The organism is Pseudomonas neuropathica, from assembly GCF_015461835.1.
GTDB lineage: Bacteria > Pseudomonadota > Gammaproteobacteria > Pseudomonadales > Pseudomonadaceae > Aquipseudomonas > Aquipseudomonas neuropathica.
Window position 1 is genome coordinate 1 of sequence record NZ_JACOPX010000023.1, and the last position, 18,346, is coordinate 18,346.

Annotated in this window: 16 protein-coding genes and 2 pseudogenes; 8 read left to right on the forward strand and 10 right to left on the reverse strand. The window is 60.1% G+C overall.

The window, feature by feature from the left end:
* From H8F23_RS26325 to H8F23_RS26345, 5 genes are all read right to left on the reverse strand, one after another.
* The coding region (locus H8F23_RS26325; RefSeq protein WP_194936328.1) for a helix-turn-helix domain-containing protein at positions 1–143 on the reverse strand (143 nt) is incomplete at its 3' end.
* 240 nt (positions 144–383) lie between these two features.
* A complete protein-coding gene (locus tag H8F23_RS26330; protein WP_194936329.1) occupies positions 384–1,748 on the reverse strand; it encodes a heavy metal sensor histidine kinase in 1,365 nt (454 codons plus the stop codon).
* Positions 1,738–2,415 carry a heavy metal response regulator transcription factor gene (locus H8F23_RS26335; protein WP_007916978.1) on the reverse strand — a complete coding sequence of 226 codons (678 nt, stop codon included), beginning with the start codon at positions 2,413–2,415 and terminating at the stop codon, positions 1,738–1,740. Before H8F23_RS26335 ends, H8F23_RS26330 begins: the two co-directional genes overlap by 11 nt.
* Before the next feature lie 8 nt (positions 2,416–2,423).
* The gene (locus H8F23_RS26340; RefSeq protein WP_194936330.1) at positions 2,424–5,525 is read right to left on the reverse strand and encodes a multidrug efflux RND transporter permease subunit; all 3,102 of its coding nucleotides are present in this window, start codon (positions 5,523–5,525) and stop codon (positions 2,424–2,426) included.
* Complete coding sequence (locus tag H8F23_RS26345) at positions 5,522–6,682, reverse strand: efflux RND transporter periplasmic adaptor subunit (RefSeq protein ID WP_194936331.1); 1,161 nt, start codon at positions 6,680–6,682, stop codon at positions 5,522–5,524. The genes H8F23_RS26340 and H8F23_RS26345 overlap by 4 nt, the downstream gene beginning before the upstream one ends.
* A 1,070-nt stretch (positions 6,683–7,752) precedes the next feature.
* On the opposite strand from H8F23_RS26345, the gene H8F23_RS26350 reads away from it, so the two are divergent.
* From H8F23_RS26350 to H8F23_RS29415, 5 genes and pseudogenes are all read left to right on the forward strand, one after another.
* Positions 7,753–8,112, forward strand: a complete 360-nt coding sequence (locus H8F23_RS26350) for a DUF6124 family protein (RefSeq protein ID WP_194936332.1) — start codon at positions 7,753–7,755, stop codon at positions 8,110–8,112.
* Positions 8,113–8,341: 229 nt separating this feature from the next.
* Entirely contained in the window at positions 8,342–8,647 is a 306-nt protein-coding gene (locus tag H8F23_RS26355) for a type 1 fimbrial protein (protein WP_194936333.1), read from the forward strand.
* Between the two features lie 111 nt (positions 8,648–8,758).
* Positions 8,759–8,998: a hypothetical protein gene (locus H8F23_RS26360; protein WP_038362870.1), complete on the forward strand. Its 240-nt coding sequence runs from the start codon at positions 8,759–8,761 to the stop codon at positions 8,996–8,998.
* 151 nt (positions 8,999–9,149) lie between these two features.
* Positions 9,150–9,431 (forward strand): annotated as a pseudogene (locus tag H8F23_RS29410) (PAS domain-containing protein); the annotation flags it as partial.
* 285 nt (positions 9,432–9,716) lie between these two features.
* Positions 9,717–10,739 (forward strand): annotated as a pseudogene (locus H8F23_RS29415) (methyl-accepting chemotaxis protein); the annotation flags it as partial.
* A gap of 114 nt (positions 10,740–10,853) precedes the next feature.
* Here H8F23_RS29415 and H8F23_RS26370 read toward each other — a convergent pair.
* From H8F23_RS26370 to norR, 5 genes are all read right to left on the reverse strand, one after another.
* Positions 10,854–11,603 (reverse strand): YkgJ family cysteine cluster protein, encoded by a 750-nt coding sequence (locus H8F23_RS26370; protein ID WP_194936335.1) that lies wholly within the window; start codon positions 11,601–11,603, stop codon positions 10,854–10,856.
* An 83-nt stretch (positions 11,604–11,686) separates the two neighbouring features.
* The gene (locus H8F23_RS26375; RefSeq protein ID WP_194936336.1) at positions 11,687–12,013 is read right to left on the reverse strand and encodes a hypothetical protein; all 327 of its coding nucleotides are present in this window, start codon (positions 12,011–12,013) and stop codon (positions 11,687–11,689) included.
* Between the two features lie 156 nt (positions 12,014–12,169).
* Positions 12,170–12,628, reverse strand: a complete 459-nt coding sequence (locus H8F23_RS26380; protein WP_194936337.1) for a GNAT family N-acetyltransferase — start codon at positions 12,626–12,628, stop codon at positions 12,170–12,172.
* 27 nt (positions 12,629–12,655) lie between these two features.
* Positions 12,656–13,558 carry a chemotaxis protein CheV gene (locus tag H8F23_RS26385; RefSeq protein WP_008084803.1) on the reverse strand — a complete coding sequence of 301 codons (903 nt, stop codon included), beginning with the start codon at positions 13,556–13,558 and terminating at the stop codon, positions 12,656–12,658.
* A 312-nt stretch (positions 13,559–13,870) separates the two neighbouring features.
* Entirely contained in the window at positions 13,871–15,430 is a 1,560-nt protein-coding gene (norR, locus tag H8F23_RS26390; RefSeq protein WP_194936338.1) for a nitric oxide reductase transcriptional regulator NorR, read from the reverse strand.
* Positions 15,431–15,593: 163 nt separating this feature from the next.
* Here norR and hmpA point away from each other — a divergent pair, with 163 nt between their 5' ends.
* From hmpA to H8F23_RS26405, 3 genes are all read left to right on the forward strand, one after another.
* Entirely contained in the window at positions 15,594–16,775 is a 1,182-nt protein-coding gene (gene hmpA, locus H8F23_RS26395) for an NO-inducible flavohemoprotein (protein ID WP_194936339.1), read from the forward strand.
* 220 nt (positions 16,776–16,995) lie between these two features.
* On the forward strand, positions 16,996–17,556 hold the full coding sequence (locus tag H8F23_RS26400) for an ester cyclase (RefSeq protein WP_194936340.1): 561 nt from the start codon (positions 16,996–16,998) through the stop codon (positions 17,554–17,556).
* 25 nt (positions 17,557–17,581) lie between these two features.
* Complete coding sequence (locus H8F23_RS26405) at positions 17,582–18,091, forward strand: disulfide bond formation protein B (RefSeq protein ID WP_025109264.1); 510 nt, start codon at positions 17,582–17,584, stop codon at positions 18,089–18,091.
* Positions 18,092–18,346 lie beyond the last annotated feature (255 nt).

An 18,346-nucleotide genomic window follows, 5' to 3' on the forward strand; every position in this document is an offset into this window, starting at 1 on the left:
GCATACCGTTCCAGCCACTTGTCGATGGTTGGACGACTGACGCCATACCGCCGGCTTAATTGGCTTTTGGTGTAGCTGCCGCTGAGCCAATCGCTAATTAACTTCACTCGTTGATCCATTGGGGACTTTTGTTTCCAGGGCATGGTCAGCACCTCCTGACCATGATTGATACCTGTAAACCATGTCCCCGGTCTCAAACGTAAAGGATGTACCCGGTCTTTACCCACCCCAGCCCTCTCCCCCAAGGGGGCGAGGGGGAAAGGGAGCCGATCGGGGGCTTTTCAGAATCTGAGTTCGACTGGATATTTCAAGTCGGTGCAACTTGAGAGAACAACTCGGTCAGTCCCCTCTCCCTCCGGGAGAGGGTTAGGGTGAGGGGCTTTTCAGACCGGCAAATAAATCCCGAAGGTATTCATCCCCCGATCACTGCGCACAAACACATCGCCGCCATGCATCAGCGCAATCGCCTTGACGATCGCCAGCCCCAAGCCATGGTTATTGCCACTGTTACTGCGCGACGCATCGACCCGATAAAAGCGCTCGAACAGCCGTGGCAAATGCTCACTGGCAATCGGCGAACCGGGGTTGGCCACGCCGATACTCACCTGATGCTCTTTAACCTCGATGTGCACCTCGATCACCTGACCCGCGCCGGTGTGCTGCACCGCGTTGCTGAGCAAATTGATCAACGCCCGGCGCAAATGCGCGACCTCGATCTGCACCAGTGCATCACCGCTGACCTGCACTTCAACCTGCGCATCTTCAAGGATGAAATCCAGATACTCCAGCGTCGTCGCCACCTCATCGGCCAGCGACGTCGAGGTCAGTTTGGTCGCCTTGTTGCCCTGATCGGCACTGGCCAGAAACAGCATGTCATTGATGATCGAACGCAGCCGCTCCAACTCTTCCAGATTGGATTGCAGCACTTCGAAATAATGTTCGGCAGAACGCCCACGGGTCAGCGCCACCTGAGTCTGACCAATCAGATTGGTCAGCGGCGAACGCAGCTCATGAGCGACGTCGGCGTTGAACGATTCCAGCCGCGAGTAGGCCTGTTCAACCCGTTCCAGCGTCGAGTTGAAGGAGTCGACAAACTGCTCAAGTTCCGGTGGCAGCGGCGACAGACGCAAGCGCCCGGCCCGTAGCGGAGGCGCCAGTCGTTGAGCTTCATGGGACAGTTTGATCAGCGGTTTGAGACCAATCCGCGCGACCCAATAGCCCAGCGCCGAAGCCATCAGCACACCGACAATCGCCAGCCCGATCAAGGCAATCAGCAGGTTGTGCTGCGTCTCATGAAAGGTCTCGGTATCGATGCCGATCATGAACCGTAGCGGCGGACGCTGATCCTTGGCCGGCAACTCGGTCAGCAGCACTTTCAGTGGATAAGGCTGGCCGGGCAACTGCAAGTCATGCATGCCCAACGGGCCTTTGGCAAAAGTACGGATCGCCGCATCGGGCTGACCGTATTCGTAACCCGGATCACCGCTCACCACCCAGAAACGAATGCGTTTGTCCTCTTCACCCAGCAGCTTCAACTTGGCGTTGATCTTCACCCAATGCTCGGGTGTGCCGAAGCGATTGAGCGCTGATTCGAGCACGCTGTAACGCGCATCCAGCTCGGCTTCCGGCAGTAATCCCAAGCCTTTGTCGACCTGTTGATACAGCGCGCCGCCGATCAACAGAAACACCAGCAGCGCCACCAGCGTGAACATGCCGCTCAGGCGCAGGGCAATCGAGTTACTGGACACCACGGCTCTCCAGCACATAACCCATGCCACGAATGGTGTGCAGCAGTTTCTCGTCGAACGGCCCGTCGAGCTTGGCGCGCAGGCGTTTGATCGCGACTTCGACAACGTTGGCATCGCTGTCGAAATTGATGTCCCAGACCATCTCGGCGATGGCGGTTTTCGAAAGGATTTCACCTTGCCGGCGGGCGAGGACGCTCAACAGGGAGAACTCTTTGGCGGTCAGATCCAGTCGCGTGCCGGCGCGGGTAGCCTTGCGGCTGATCAAATCTATCCACAGGTCGGCGATGCTCACCTGCACCGGTTCATGCCCGCCGCTGCGCCGGGTCAGCGCTTGCAGGCGCGCGACCAGCTCAAGGAAGGAAAACGGTTTGCCGAGGTAATCGTCGGCACCGTCGCGCAGGCCTTTGATGCGGTCTTCGACGCGCTCGCGGGCGGTGAGCATGATCACCGGGGTTTGCTTGCGCGCACGCAACGCGCGCAGCACGCCGAAGCCATCGAGGCCCGGCAACATGACGTCGAGGACGATCACCGCGTAGTCGCTTTCCAGCGCCAGATGCAGCCCCTCGACGCCGTCGCGGGCCAGATCCACGGTGTAACCCTGTTCCGTCAGACCGCGGTGCAGATAGTCCGCGGTTTTTTCCTCGTCTTCGATAATCAGAACGCGCATGACCCGCCTCAGTCTGTGGTCGCCAGCGCCGCTACGGGCGCAGGTTTGGGCCTGTGGAACAGCCGCTCAAGCCACAAGTATATGACCGGAGTGGTAAACAACGTCAGCATCTGGCTGACCAGCAAACCGCCGACCACCGCGATCCCCAGCGGCTGACGCAGTTCGGCGCCGGTGCCGTAACCGAGCATCAGCGGCAGGGCGCCGAGCAGGGCGGCGAGTGTGGTCATGATGATCGGCCGGAACCGCGTGATGCATGCTTCGAAAATCGCATCCTGCGGCGACAGGCCTCGGTGGCGCTGCGCTTCGAGCGCGAAGTCGATCATCAGAATGCCGTTCTTCTTGACGATACCGATCAGCAACACCAGGCCGATCAGCGCCATGATCGAAAAGTCCTGGCCGCAGATCCACAGCATGATCACCGCGCCCAAACCTGCCGCCGGCAACGTCGAAATGATTGTTAGCGGGTGCACGAAACTCTCATAGAGCACACCGAGAATGATGTACACCGCCACCAGCGCCGCGAGAATCAGCCATGGCTGACTGGCCAGCGAACTCTGGAACGCCTGCGCCGCGCCCTGGAAATTGCCGCTGATCGCGGTCGGCATGCCGATCTCGGCCTTGGCCTGATTGAGCAGAATCACTGCGTCACCCAACGCCACGCCGGGCGCGAGGTTGAACGACAGGTTGGCCGCCGGGAACATCCCGTCGTGGGCAATCGACAACGGGCCAATGGTTGGCGCATCGAATTTTGCCAGCGCCGACAGCGGCACCATCTCGCCACTCAGCGGTGAGCGCAGGTAGAAATAGTTGAGGCTTTCGGCCTTGCCGCGTTGTTTGGTGTCCAGTTCCAGAATCACGTTGTACTGGTTGACCTGGGTCTGGAATTCGTTGATCTGCCGTTGGCCGAAGGCGTCGTACAGCGCCTCGTCGACATCGCTGGCAGTGAGGCCGAAACGTGCGGCGGCGCTGCGGTCGATGCTGATGTGGGTGATGCTGCCGCCCAATTGCAGGTCGTTGGAAATGTCGCGGAATGCCGGGTTGCTGCGCAGTTTTTCCGTGAGGCGTTGCGTCCATGTCGCGAGGGTCGCGCCGTCGTTACTCTTCAGCACGTATTGATACTGCGCGCGGCTCGGACCGGAGCTGAGGTTGATGTCTTGGCCGGCGCGCAGATAGAGGACGATGCCAGGGACTTTCATCAGTTGCGGACGGATACGGTCGATGAACTGGCTGGCGCTGACGTCACGGTCGCCGCGTTTCTTCAACGCGATCCAGAAGCGGCCGTTGGCGATGGTCTGGTTGCTGCCGGAGACACCCACCGAGTGGGAGAACGCTTGTACGGCCGGATCGGCAGCGACGATTTCGGCCATGGCCAAGTGTTTTTTCACCATGTCGCCGTAGGAAATATCCGCAGCGGCTTCGGTGGTGCCAAGGACGAAACCGGTGTCCTGCACCGGGAAGAAACCTTTCGGGATAAAGATGTAACCGCCGATGGCCAGCGCCAGCGACAGGCCGAACACGCCGATCATCAATTTCTGATGGGCGAGGGCGCGACGCAGGCCTTTCTCGTACCCGCCGAGCAAGCGTTCGCTGAAGCCCGGTTTTTCGTGGGCGTGGTGCACCGGTTTACGCATGAACAACGCCGCCAGCGTCGGCGCCAAAGTCAGCGATACCACCACGGAAATCATGATGGTCGAGGTCGCGGTCAGGGCGAATTCCTTGAACAGGCGTCCGACCACACCGCCCATGAACAGCAGCGGAATAAACGCCGCCACCAGCGAGAAACTGATCGAGACCACGGTGAAGCCGATCTCGCCCGCGCCTTTGATCGCGGCTTCGCGCATATCATCGCCGGCCTCTAGGTGTCGGTGGATGTTTTCCACCACCACGATGGCATCGTCGACGACGAAGCCCACCGCGACGACGATTGCTACCAATGTCAGGTTGTTCAGGCTGAAACCGAGTAGGTACATCAAAGCGAAACTGGCGATCAGCGACACGCCGAGCACCGCCGAAACAATCAGGGTCGCCGACAACTGACGCAGGAACAGCGCCATCACCGCGACCACCAGCAGGATCGCGATCAACAGGGTGATTTCGACTTCATGCAGGGAGGCGCGAATGGTCTGGGTGCGGTCGATCAGGGTTTTTACTTGCACCGAGGCCGGCAGCATGGCTTCGAGGCCGGGCAGGGCGGCTTGAATGCGGTCAACGGTTTCAACGATGTTCGCGCCGGGTTGGCGCGAGATCACCAGGTTCACGCCAGGTTGATCTCCGGCCCAGGCTTGCACGTAGGCATCTTCCGAACCGTTGACGACTTTGGCGACATCACGCAGGTGAACTGGGGCGCCATCCTTGTAGGAAACGATGAGTTGGCTGTAGTCCTCGGGGTGGAACAACTGGTCGTTGGTCGACAGCGTCGAGATGCTTGATTCGCCGTACAGCGCCCCTTTGGCCAGGTTGAGGCTGGTCTGCTGGATTGCCAGTCGGATGTCGGCAAGGGTCAGGCCGATCGCCGCCAGTTTGTCTGCCGAGGCTTGTACGCGAATCGCCGGACGTTGCTGACCGGTGATGTTGATTTGTCCCACGCCGTCGATCTGACTGATCTGACGCGAGAGCAGGGTTTCCACCAGGTCGCTGAGTTCGGTGCCGGGCATTTGTGTCGAGCTGACGCTGAGGATCAGCACTGGGCTGTCGGCCGGGTTGACCTTCTTCCAGGTCGGTAGCGTCGGCATGTCCTTGGGCAGTTTACCGGCGGCGGTGTTGATCGCGGCTTGGACTTCCTGGGCGGCGGTATCGATGCTTTTATCGAGGGTGAATTGCAGGGTCAGCAGACTCGAGCCCAGCGCACTGCTCGACGTCATCTGGGTCATGCCGGGGATGGCGCTGAATTGCACCTCCAGCGGCGTGGCCACGGACGAGGCCATGGTGTCGGGGCTGGCGCCGGGCAACTGCGCGGACACCTGGATCGTAGGAAATTCCGCTTCCGGCAGTGGGGCAATCGGCAAGCGCGGGAAGGCAATCAACCCAACCAGCACCAGCGCGATGGTCAGCAGGATTGTCGCGACCGGGTGATCGATGCACCACGTAGAGACGCCTTTGTGCGCCTTCATGGTTTTGGCTCCGCTTGCACCACCTGCGGCGGCTCGCTCATGACTTGCACGGTCGAACCGGGTTTGAGCCGCGACTGGCCGTCGGTCACCAGTACATCACCGGCCTTCACGCCTTTGATGATGTCCTGGCCGCTGCCTTGATAAACCATCTGCACTTGCACGGCTTCGACCTTGTCACCGTTGACCCGATAAACGAAGTGTTGGTCGAGGCCGCGTTGTACGACGGTGGGCGGGACGACCAGCGCATCTTTGTCGAGGGCTGTCTGAATTTTTACCGTGACCAGCAGGCCGGGCCAGAGCTTCTGGCTGGCGTTGTCGAATTCGGCCTTGGCGCGAATGGTGCCGGTGTTGGCGTTGATCTGGTTGTCGATCAGGGTCAGGTGACCTTCGCCGAGCAGGTTGCCGGTTTCGCCATCGGTGTCGGCGCCTATGTAGGCCTTGACCTGCGCGCGTTGCGGGTCGTTGATCAAGCCTTGCAGGGTCGGCAGCATTTGCTGGGGCAGGGAGAATTCGACGGCGATCGGGTCGATCTGGGTGACGGTGAACAGGCCGGCGGTGTCGGTCATGCGCAGGAAGTTGCCTTCGTCGACGGTGCGAATACCGACGCGGCCGGTGACCGGGGAGCGGATCTGTGTGTAGGAAAGTTGTACTTGTGCGGAATCGATGGAGGCCTGGTTGCCTTGGGCGGTGGCCTTCAGTTGGTTGACCAGGGCTTGTTGCTGGTCGTAGGTCTGCTTGGAGATGCCGTCGTCGACGGTGAGCAGTTTGTAGCGTTTGAGGTTGACCAGCGCGACTTGCAGTTGCGCCTGGCTTTCGCCCAGTTGCGCGCGGGCCTGGTCGAGGCTGGCGCGAATGGAGCGGTCGTCGATGGTGGCCAGCAGGTCGCCTGCTTTGACGAGTTGGCCTTCCTTGACGAGGATTTTGGTGAGGATGCCGTCGATCTGGGGGCGTACGACGACGCTGTGCAGGGAGAGGACGGAGCCGATGCCGCTGGTGTAGCGGGGGACGTCTTTTTCGCTGACCGCTATGACTCGCACGGGGATGGCGGTGGGGGTGGCGAGTTTGGTCGGGGCGGGTTTCAGGGCGTACCACAGACCTGCGCCTGCGAAGACGATCAATAGGGTGGCGAGCAGGGCTTTGTTCTTTTGGATTCGCATGCGGGGTGGGCGCCGGAGGTTTGGAGTTTGGGCAGGTTGGGTAGTTATAAACTTGTTTGGGGGTCAGGAGGGTGACGGCTAGCTGTCGGCGCTGTCAGTTTCACTGGGTACATATCCGTTGTTGCGGGTGTTGCTGATTACGGTTCCGCCCTTACGGCGGGTCACCTTTTCCAAACGCCGAAAAGGTAACCCAAAAGGCTTGCTCCTGCGTGCGGCCCGCTCGCTGGGGCTCGGGGTTCCTTCGCTGCGGGATCGATCCGGGCGCAGCGTCTCCGGTTTGCTTCGCTGCACCTACTCCCGCTGTGTTTGGCTGCGCCAAACGGTCGCTGCGCTCCCACGCCCGGATCAATCCCTCCACTCAGCCTTCCGACGTCGCCCGTGGATCAAGATCAAAAGCAGGCGAGCTGACACTCGGCCTATTGAGTGGTGAGGAGCGGGTGTTCGGCTTTGGATTTGTGGTGGATTTGCCCCTCATCGGAACGCCGCCCGCCCAGCCCTCTCCCGAGGGAGAGGGAACCGATTTCGAGCGTTTCAAAACCTGAGTTCAACGCGGTATTGCACGTCGGTGTACCTCTCCCAAACACCTCGGTCAGTCCCCTCTCCCTCTGGGAGAGGGCTAGGGTGAGGGGCTTTTGATCTGTTTCAAAACCTGAGTTCAACACGGTATCGCACGTCGGTGTAGCTCTCCCAAACACCACGGTCAGTCCCCTCTCCCTCCGGGAGAGGGCTAGGGTGAGGGTTGGCTTTTGGCTGTTTAAATTTGTGTCAAATAACCAGAACCTTCCCACAAGGTTTTCAGGTTGTCCGTCGGACGTGCGCTCTCTAGTCTTGGGTTGTCGCCGAAAACTCGGCGATCGGGTGTGAGAGCCCGTAGGAACTGTTAATCCAACACCAGTACCACCATAATTGCCTCCGGCTATTTGCTGCCCTGCAATTTTTATGGCGGCTGTGTGCGGGCGAACTTCGGTTCGGCCGGGCTTGTTCCTACCGGTTTCTCACTCCGCACATAGCTGCCACCACTCCGCCGCGTGAGAAACGGCACGTGTTGGCTTTTGACTAGGAACATTTCCATGACTAAGCCCGTACCCGATCCCCCCATCGAAACAACCCCACTCGAAGACGCCATCCGCGCCGACGACCAGCTCAAAACCCGCGAAGCCATCAAACGCGCGCTCGATTTCTACCTTTGCCCCGAACCGGTCAAACCGCGTCAGCCCAGTACGATGTTCCTCATCCACCCGAACATCGACACCGAAAGCCTGCTCGCCCACGCCTGCGAATCGCTGGCTTCAGCCAATGTCATGGCCGGTGATCTGGCCGATCAGCTCAGTCGCCCGCAGCGCAGTACGGCGCTGGCGATCCAGCAGATCGTCATGCTTGCCGAGCTTGCGGTAAACCGGGCGCTGGATCGGGTTGATCCGCAGGGTTGAGCACCGCGTCATCGTTCATCGCCAGCAGGCTGGCTCCCACAGTTAAAACCCATTCCAATTGTAGGAGTGAGCCTGCTCGCGATGGCGGTATAACGGTCCCAAAAAGGGACCGATCAGTCCCTATTCGGAACCCATTTGCCAACTATGCTTCTCAAGATTCGTCCCAGCACGCGGATAACATTGTGTAGCCCGGGTTCTCTGGGCCGCTCACCCCCGGGAGTGTCTTGAAATGAAGCTGAAAACCGCTCTGCCGTATGTGCTTCTCTTGCTTCCACTCACAGCATCCGCCGCGCCGGCCAGTCAATCCGGTGAGATCCGCTTCACCGGGCAAATCGTTGATTCGGGCTGTCAGATCGGACCGGCCGGGGCGTTTGCTGCTCGTGAGTCTCGCCAGATTGAAATCAAGCCCGGCGTGAAAGTCGATGTCGACACTGAGCGCAACGCCTGTAGCCATCAGTCGATGCCGATTTCCATGCGCTATGAAGCGCTGAAGACCTCGACCGACAAAGGCATCGTCACCATCACCTACCTGTAAACCGTTCGGCGTGCGCTGCAAATCTTCAGGTGCCGAGCCATGGCGCACAGGTATACTGCGCGCCTTCGCGGCTCACTGATCGGGCCCGACTTTTTGCTTTCCGGAGCTTTTATGACTTCCCCGACCCTGCCGCCGGTTGACGACGCTGTGAGCGATGTCTCGGCTGAACTGGCCGATACCAGCGAAACCAAAGCCGATATCCCGGCGTTCAAATTTCCGTTCAAGCCGGGCGAGCTGGCTTCTGCCAAAGGCTCGAACCAGCCGTGGTACAAGAACGGCGCCAAGAACGGCCACACCAAGACCCCGGGCATGGCGCCGCCGGGCACCCGTCGTTCGATGGGCAAGCGCTGAGTTTTAATCCCGCCTGCGGCCATCGCTGTGATTTTCAGTCACAGTGATGGCTAAGTGCTCAGTTCCTGAGCCAGATCAACGTTTAACCATTTGGTGCGCTTAGAGTCAGCAGCCCTGCCGACTCTTTCCAATAAAACGAGCGCGCTATCCCATGAAGATCAATCTCCCGGTGACCGGTCGCAATGTCGATGTGGCGCTGGACGCGAACATTCTCTCGACCACCGATCTGACCAGCGCGATCACCTACGCCAACGACGACTTCATCAAGATCAGCGGTTATAGCCGCGACGAGTTGCTCGGTACGCCGCACCACCTGCTGCGTCATCCGGACATGCCGACACAGGCGTTTGCCCATATGTGGCAGACGCTCAAGCGCGGGCGATCGTGGATGGGGCTGGTGAAGAATCGTTGCAAAAACGGTGATCATTACTGGGTCAGTGCCTATGTCACACCGGTGACGCAGAACGGCGTGGCGGTGGAGTATCAGTCGGTGCGCACGCGGCCGGATGCGCGGTTGGTCACGGCGGCGGAGCGGGCTTATGCACAGTTGCGTGGTGAGCGACGGGCGCGGTGGCCGGGGCCAAACATCAGTGTGCGAGCGAAGATCACAGCATTGGCCAGTGCGTTGCTGGGGATCGTATTGGGCGCCGAGGCCTGGGTGCGTCCGGAATCGGCTTGGCTGGACGGTGTGGCATTTGTCGTCGGCACTGGGTTCTGTGCATTGGGCGTGCGCTGGATCCTTCAACCGCTGGAACAACTGGCCGAGCGTGCTCGTCAGATCGCGGACAACCCTTTGAGCCAAGCCATCTATACCGGACGGCGCGACGAGTTCGGGCAGATCGAGTTTGCCTTGCAGATGCTTGAAGCGCAGGTCGGCGCGGTCGTCGGGCGCATCGGCGATGCCTCGCAACAATTGGCCGGGCATGCCGCGCAACTGGTTGATCATCTGCACAGCAGTCACACCAGTTCACTGGCGCAGCAGGCGGAAACCGATCAGGTCGCGGCGGCGATTCATCAGATGGCGGCCAGTGTTGCGCAGGTTGCCAGCCATGCCCAGCAGGCTTCGGTGGCGGCGGACATGGCCGGCACGGAAACCCGCGAAGGGCATTTGCTGGTCGGCGAAAGTCGCAGTGCGGTGTTGCGTCTGGCTGAGGAGTTGCACCGGGCGACTGAAGTAATCCATCAGCTTGAAGGCCACAGCAGCGAAATTTCCGGCGTGCTCGAGGTGATCCGCAGCATCGCCGAGCAGACCAATCTGCTGGCGCTCAATGCGGCGATTGAAGCCGCAAGAGCTGGCGATGCCGGGCGCGGTTTTGCGGTGGTAGCGGATGAAGTGCGCGGACTGGCACAGCGCACTCAGCAATCGACCAACGAGATTCAGCGCATGATCAGCACCCTGCAAAACGGTGCACGCGATGCGGTGATGGTGATGCAGCAAAGCAGCGAGCATGTGGATAACAGCGTCGAGCAGGCGCAACGCGCGGCGCGGGCGCTGAGCGGAATCAGTGAGCGGGTCGAGCAGATCACCGAGATGAGCCTGCAGATTGCCGCAGCGGTGGAGCAACAGAGTGCGGTCAGCGAGGACATCAATCGCAACATCGTCAGCATCCGCACAGCCTGCGAGGTGACGGTGGATGAAGGGCGGCAGAGTCAGCGCAATTCCGAGGATGTGGCGGGGCTGGCGGGGGATTTGCGCTTGTTGGCACGGGAGTTCTGGGGGCGGCGGCAGGTTCGGGATTGAGGGTGTGCTCACTTGCGCTATCGCGAGCAGGCTCACTCCTACAAGGGAATGCATTTCAAATGTAGGAGTGAGCCTGCTCGCGATGAGGTCCGGGCGGACGCAAAAGAATCTGGATCACGCCGCCCGCAGCGAGATAAACGCATACGTCTGCGCCGGTTCAGTCACCACCTGCGCCCCGGCCGCCAACACTTGCCCGGCCACATCATCCCCGGACAAATGAAACACCCACTCACTCGGCGCAGTCGTCAGCGGTTGCGCGGTCACCTGATCAATCACCGAAGCAAACGCCTCCATATTCGGCAGATACGCAGTAAACCCGTCACCCTTCAGCGCTGTGGTGCGAATCCCGAGCATCGCGCAAATCGCGTCCTTGATGCCGATGTCATCCCGATCGGCCTGGCGCGAGCGCTGAATCAACTCCACCAGTTCCTGATCCACCAACTCACCACCGGCAATCAACACCGGCCCCTGTTGCCACGACTCCGGCGGACAATCCTTGGCGGCAGGGTTGAGCGGGATATGCGGATTGATTTCTGCCGGATAAATGCGGCACACCAACGGCCGTCGCTCGTAGATCCGGCACAATTTGTCTTCGTCAAGATTCCGGCAAGGGCCGACGTTGTACGCGGCGAAAGTGATCGCCACATGGGCGTCTGCCGCGCCGCTGCGAACGAGCGCTGAGCGCCGTTCGGCATGTTCCCGCTGGTGCGCCGGCAAACCCAGGCCATTACCGAGAAATGCCTCCACCAGCACGATCACCTGACCGCCATCCGCCGCCCACATGCGGGCTTCGGTCAGGGTCAGCGGGACATGGTGATCGGTGCAGCATTTGCCGCAGCCTATGCAGGAAAACGTCGTATTCATTGAGCGATCTGTCTTCAATCAGGGTGTGAAACGGTGGCGGAAAACCACCGCACAGAACTGGATCGAAGCAAGTTATGCGCCATTCACTTGGTTTTAACGGGCGGGCGGATCGAATCCCACTCGCTGACGAAGGCGGTTTTCGACTGTTTGTTGTACAGACACAGTTCGGTGCCTTGCTGACCTTTCATGTGTTTTTGCGGGTATTGGCCTTGCAGCAGAACGGCGGTGTAGCCGACGCGGTCATCGAATTGTGCGGGGGTGCCGACGGGTTTGGCGTTTTTCAGGCCGCTGGCCTTGGTGCAACTGGCGAGTACGGTTTTGTCGTAGGCGGCCCAGGCGTCGGGGCTGGAGGCGTGCGCCTGGGAGGCGAGGGCTGTGAGGCAGAGCAGGCTTGCAGTGAGGGTTTTCATGGTGGGCGTCCTTGGTCGTGGGTGGCCAAGGTTGGAGTGTGCCTAAAGAGTTTTGTTGCCTGGGACACCGCTAAAAGATCGCAGCCTTCGGCAGCTCCTACATGGATATGCGGTTCCCTGTAGGAGCTGCCGAAGGCTGCGATCTTTTGACTTTAATCAGTCCGGCACCAGCTCGCGGCGGACCACATACATCCCGGCACTTTCATACAAGCGCTGCGCCCGCTGGTTGTCCTCCAGCACTTTCAGATCAACAAACCCTTCACGGCGCTGCTGAAACACCTTGAATGCATTGAACAGCAACGCCCGGCCTAATCCTTGGCCCTGCATGCGCGGATGCACCACCAGATTCTTGATATACGAACTGGTCCAGCATTGCGCCACGCCGACCACGCCTTCGCCATCACGGGCAATCAAACATAGGCTCGGATCGTATTCAGGATCGGTTTCGAACTGCTGCTGCCAAACGTCCAGCGCCGGCACTCGGCCGCCGCCTTCGCGGTAGCCGAGTTGCATCAAGTCATGCACGTCCGCCGCCAGTTCGACGGAGTACGTACACAATTCAATGCCTTGAGGCCAAAGCGCATCCGGCGCGTCCTTGCCCAGATCGCGCCGCATCAAAAAACAATACCTCTGGGCCAAGACTCAGTGCCCGTGGGCGGCGACGTGTTTGGCCGCTTCGATCAGGCAGTGGGTCAGTTCCGGTGAGGAGAACTTGGTCAGCACACCGTTCGCCCCGGCCAGCCGCGCTTTTTCGCTGTTCATCGCGCTGTCGAGCGAGGTGTGCAGCAGCACGTACAAATGGGCGAAGTCCGGGGTCTCGCGCAGGGTACGGGTGAAGGCGTAGCCGTCCATCTCGGACATTTCGATGTCGGAGACGATCAGGTTGATCTGCTGCGCCGTGCCTTGCAGGTCGAGCAGGCAGTCGATGGCTTCCTTGGCGCTGCGTGCGGTGTGGCATTGCAGGCCGAGGTTGCGCAGGGTGTGCACCGATTGCTGCAGCGCCACCTGGCTGTCGTCGACCACCAGGATGCGTGCGTTGCCGAGCACCTCGGCGTCTTCCATGGTCAGGTCGGTCGGAGCCATTTCGATCTGCGCCGGGGCGATGCTGTGGATAACCTTTTCGATATCCAGCACCTGCACCAGCGTGCCGTCCACCGAGGTCACGCCGGTGATGTAGGCACGCGAGCCGCCGGAACCGAACGGCGGCGGCTTGATGTCGGTGGTCAGACAGTGGACGATTTTGCTCACCGCTTGCACATGCAGGCCCTGCTTGGAGCGGCTCACGTCGGTGACGATCAGGCAGCCGCCGTTCGGGTCTTCCAGCGGGCGTTCGCCGATGGCGCGGCTGAGGTCGATCACCGACAGCGAAGCACCGCGCAGGGTGGCGATGCCTTTCACGTGCGGGTGCGACTCCGGCAGCTTGGTCAGCGGCGGGCAGGGGATGATTTCACTGACTTTCAGCAGGTTGATCGCCATCAGCTTGCCGCTGCGCAAAGTAAACAGCAGAAGCGAAAGTGAGTCTGCGCGGGCTTTGGTGGAGGACATATGAACCTTCTGTGGAAAGGTGGTGGGCGAGGGTGCAAATCGCCAGAAACTATTGATGCCGGGTTATCGGCGTTAAAGGGGTGGGCTTTAGGTTAGTTGTCGGATGGCATTTCGATCAAAAGCCAAAGCCCCTCACCCCAGCCCTCTCCCGGAGGTAGAGGGGGCCGATCGGGGAATATTGTAGTAATTCACCGACCTGAACCTGCTCTGCCGAATCCATAATCGACTCGATATTTCAGGTCGGCGTATGGCGAAAGACACCTCGGTCGGTCCCCTCTCCCTCTGGGAGAGGGCTAGGGTGAGGGTGTGCTTTTAGCTCTTCATGCCCAACCGCTTGGCCATCCGCCCAAGATTCGCCCGATCCAGCCCCAACTCCCGCGCCGCACTCGCCCAGTTATCCTGATTACGCTCCAGCGCCGCACTGATCAACCGTCGCTGATATTGCTCGGTGGCACTGCGCAGATCCCCGCTGACCAGCGGCATCTCGGCCACAACTCCGGCAACCGCTTCAACCGAGTTATCCACAACCTCGCGCGGTAAATCCAGATCGGCCGCGCTCAAACTGAGAATCTTCGGTCGGACCTTGCAATTACCCAGCGCCTTCAATGCACTGCGCCCGATCAGGTGTTCCAATTCACGCACATTGCCCGGCCACGTGTAGGTGAGCAACGCCTCCTGGGCATCGCTGCTCAGGCGCAGGCTGTTGAGGCCCATGCGTGAACGGTTCTGCTCAAGAAAGAAGCCGCTGAGCAACAACACATCGCGACCGCGATCGCGCAGCGCCGGTACGCGCAGCGGGTACACACTCAGGCGATGGTAGAAGTCGGCGCGATAGCGACCGCTGCGCACCTCTTCGGCGAGATCGCGGTTGGTCGCGGCAATCAGGCGCACATCGACCTGATGCTCCTTGTCTGAACCCAAACGCTGTAACTGGCCGCTCTGCAAGACGCGGAGCAATTTCGCCTGCACGGTCAGCGACAACTCACCCACCTCATCAAGAAACAGCGTGCCGCCATTGGCCAGTTCAAACTTGCCGCGACGGTCACTGGTGGCGCCGGTGAAGGCGCCGCGCACGTGGCCGAACAGTTCGCTTTCTACCAGCGTGTCGGGCAGGGCGGCGCAGTTGAGGCTGATGATTGGTTTTTCGGCGCGGGGAGAGGCGGCGTGAATCGCCTGGGCGACCAGTTCTTTGCCGACGCCAGTTTCGCCGGTGATCAATACGGTCAGATCGCTGCCGCCGACCAGATTGATTTCCTCCACCAGTTTTTTCAGCACCTTGCTCTGGCCGATCATTTCGCGGTTCTGCTGACCGCTGGCCTGGCGATAGACCTCGGCGCGCTGGTGCTCGTCTTCAGCGCGATTGGCCAGGCGTTGGATACGTTCGGCGGCGTTGACCGTGGCCGAGGCGAGGCTGGCGAAGGCTTGCAGGGCGTCGAGTTCGATCGGTTCGAAACGCTCGGGGTCGAGAGCATCAAGGGTGATCAGGCCCCAGAGTTTTTCATCGACAAATAATGGGCAGCCGAGGCAATCGTGAACCTCCAGATGCTCGTCGAGTCCGTCGACGAGACCGTCATAAGGATCGGGCAAGTCGCTGTCGGCGGCGAAGCGCGTGGGGCCGGCTCCGCTGAGGAGAATTTCGAAGCGCGGGTGTTCGCTGACCTTGAAGCGCCGACCGAGGGTGTCGGTGCTCAAACCGTCCACCGCCAGCGGCACCAGCGATTCGCCGTCAAGGCGCAACAATGCGGCGGCATCACACGGCAGTAGCGCGCGCATGGCTTCGAGCAAGCGCCGATAACGCTCACCCTCAGGCAGTTCGCGGGACAGGTCGGACACTAGAGGCAGCAGCGCGGTGAGCAGGGATTTGGCGGTCATGGTCTTGTAGTCAAAGAGACAAGATGTAGTCGGGATGACTATAAGGTGCCTTGAGTCTTTATGACTACTTAAATCTCAAGCTATTGATTTATATGGATAAAAAAGTTGGCACGAATACTGATAACCCAAAGGTAACTTTTCCAAGAAGCTCAGGAGTCACCTTATGCTTAGCGTCCAGGATCGTGCCATCGTCAAATCCACCGTGCCTCTGCTGGAAAGCGGCGGTGAAGCGCTGATCACGCACTTCTACCGCATGATGCTCTCTGAATACCCTGAAGTCCGCCCGCTGTTCAACCAGGCGCACCAGGCCAGCGGTGACCAGCCGCGCGCTTTGGCCAACGGTGTGTTGATGTATGCGCGGCACATCGATCAGCTCGACCAGTTGGGCGATCTGGTGGCGAAGATCATCAACAAGCACGTCGCCCTGCAGATCCTTCCAGAGCACTACCCGATCGTCGGCGCGTGCCTGCTGCGCGCCATCTCCGAAGTGCTCGGCGAAGAGATCGCCACACCGGAAGTGATGAGCGCCTGGGGCGCGGCGTATGGGCAACTGGCGGACATTCTGATCGGCGCTGAAACCGCGATCTACGACCAGAAAGAACAAGCCGTTGGCGGCTGGCGCGGGGCACGTGAGTTCATCGTCGCGGCCAGGGTCGAGGAGAGTGCGGAAATCGTTTCGTTCTACTTTGAGCCGGCAGACAAAGGCCCGATTCTCGCCGCCGAACCGGGCCAGTACATTGGCATGAAGCTGATCCTCGATGGCGAAGAAATCCGCCGCAATTACTCGCTGTCAGCGTTGGCGAACAACGGTCAGTACCGCATCAGCGTCAAGCGCGAACCGGGCGGCCGTGCGTCCAATCACTTGCACGATCAACTGCAGGTCGGCGCGAGCATTCAGCTGTTCCCGCCATCGGGTGAGTTCACCTTGGCTGCGAGTGACAAGCCATTGGTGCTGATCAGTGGCGGCGTGGGCATTACGCCGACTCTGGCGATGCTTGAAGCGGCGCTGGAAACCGAGCGGCCGGTGCACTTTATCCACTGCGCGCGCAATGGCCGCGTGCACGCGTTCCGCGACTGGATTGATGAGCTGGCTGAGCGTCATCCGCAACTGAAACGTTTTTACTGCTATGCCGAAGATGACGGCGTGAGCCCGGCGGCGGACAAGGTCGGGATGCTGGATCAGGCGCTGCTGGGCGAGTGGTTGCCGCAGCAGCGTGATGTCGACGCTTACTTCCTTGGGCCGAAAGGATTCATGGGCGCGGTCAAGCGCCATCTGAAAGCCTTGGGTGTGCCTGAGAAGCAGAGCCGTTATGAGTTCTTCGGGCCGGCTGCGGCTTTGGAGTGATCTGAAACCGGATTGCCTTCATTCGCGAGCAAGCTCGCTCCAACAGGGGATTTGTGTTCGACGCAGATCCAATGTGGGAGCGAGCTTGCTCGCGAAGGCCGTTACGCGGTGCTGATTCTTAAAAAGTGTTTAAAGGTTAATCGTTTCTTAACCGGTTTATCGTTTATTCCCCGATGCTGATGATAGGCGCTCGTTCGTTTACATGATCAGGATCGCCCCCATGTCGCACTTCACCTTCGCCCGTCGTTTCAGTTTGGCTGCCATCGGTCTTTCGGCCGCGTTGCTGGCCAGCCCGTTTGTCTTTGCCGAATCTGCCCTGATAAAACCGCAGACCCTGATCGTCGATCAGAGCCTGCCCAAGGCGCAGGTTGAAGCCATGCAACTGGCTGCGCGGCGTTATGGCAGTTTCTGGAATTCCGGTGAAGAGGCGTTGGCCATAGCGGCGTTGTCGCCGCAGTTTGTCGACCAGACGCCGCCCGAAGGCCGGGTGCAGGGGCCGACCGGGCCGTTGCTGGCGTCGAAGTTCTTTCGCTTGGCTGTGCCGGACTTGAGTTGCGACATCGAGCAAATGATCATCGCCGGTGATCGCGTGGTGGTGCATCTGCACTTTCGCGGGCACTTCAGCGGTACGTTCAAGGCTCTCAAAGGGCAGGGCCAGCGTGTAGACTTCCGGGCAACCGATATCTATCAGATCGACAACGGTCGCATCGCGGCCAATTGGCATATCGAAGACAACATCAGCTTGATGGCGCAACTGCAGGCGCAGCCGCCGTCCAGCTGAACCATGGACTTACAAGGGAAACGCGATGAGCGAGGAAACGATTCGACTGGGACGTGAGCGGCGCTTTCTGGTGCTGCTGGGCATCATCTGCCTGGCACTGATCGGTGGTGCGCTGTATATGCAGATCGTGCTCGGCGAGGCGCCATGCCCACTGTGCATTTTGCAGCGCTATGCGTTGTTGCTGATCGCGCTGTTCGCGTTCATCGGCGCGGCCATGCGCACCCGTCGCAGCATCACCGTGTTCGAAGTGCTGGTGGTGATTTGTGCGATTGCCGGGGCCGGTGTGGCCGGGCATCACGTGTACACCCAGTTCTATCCGGCGGTGAGTTGCGGCATCGATGTACTGCAGCCGATTGTCGATGATCTGCCGCTGGCGAAGATCTTCCCGCTGGGCTTCCAGGTCGACGGTTTCTGCTCGACGCCGTACCCGCCGATCCTCGGTCTGTCGTTGGCACAATGGGCACTGGTGGCGTTCGTGCTGGTGGTGATTCTGGTGCCGCTGCTGACCTCGCGTAACCGAAAAGCACTGCGCTGAATCAACTAATCGGCTGTCTGGCCGATACAGAAAACGCCTCGATTTGCGGATCAGCATATCGAGGCGTTTTGCATTTCAGAGTGTGGGTGAAAACACCGTGACGGATGGCAAGGGAGGGTGTGGCAAGTGTGCGACATGTTGTCACACGCGCCGTGTCGCAGGGCTCTTGAGTGACGCGGATTCGGCCGTTGTTACAAAAAAGGATTGGTCAGTTTCGGGGTTTTTCGGCTTTAGCACGCGAGTGCCAGAGCAGGC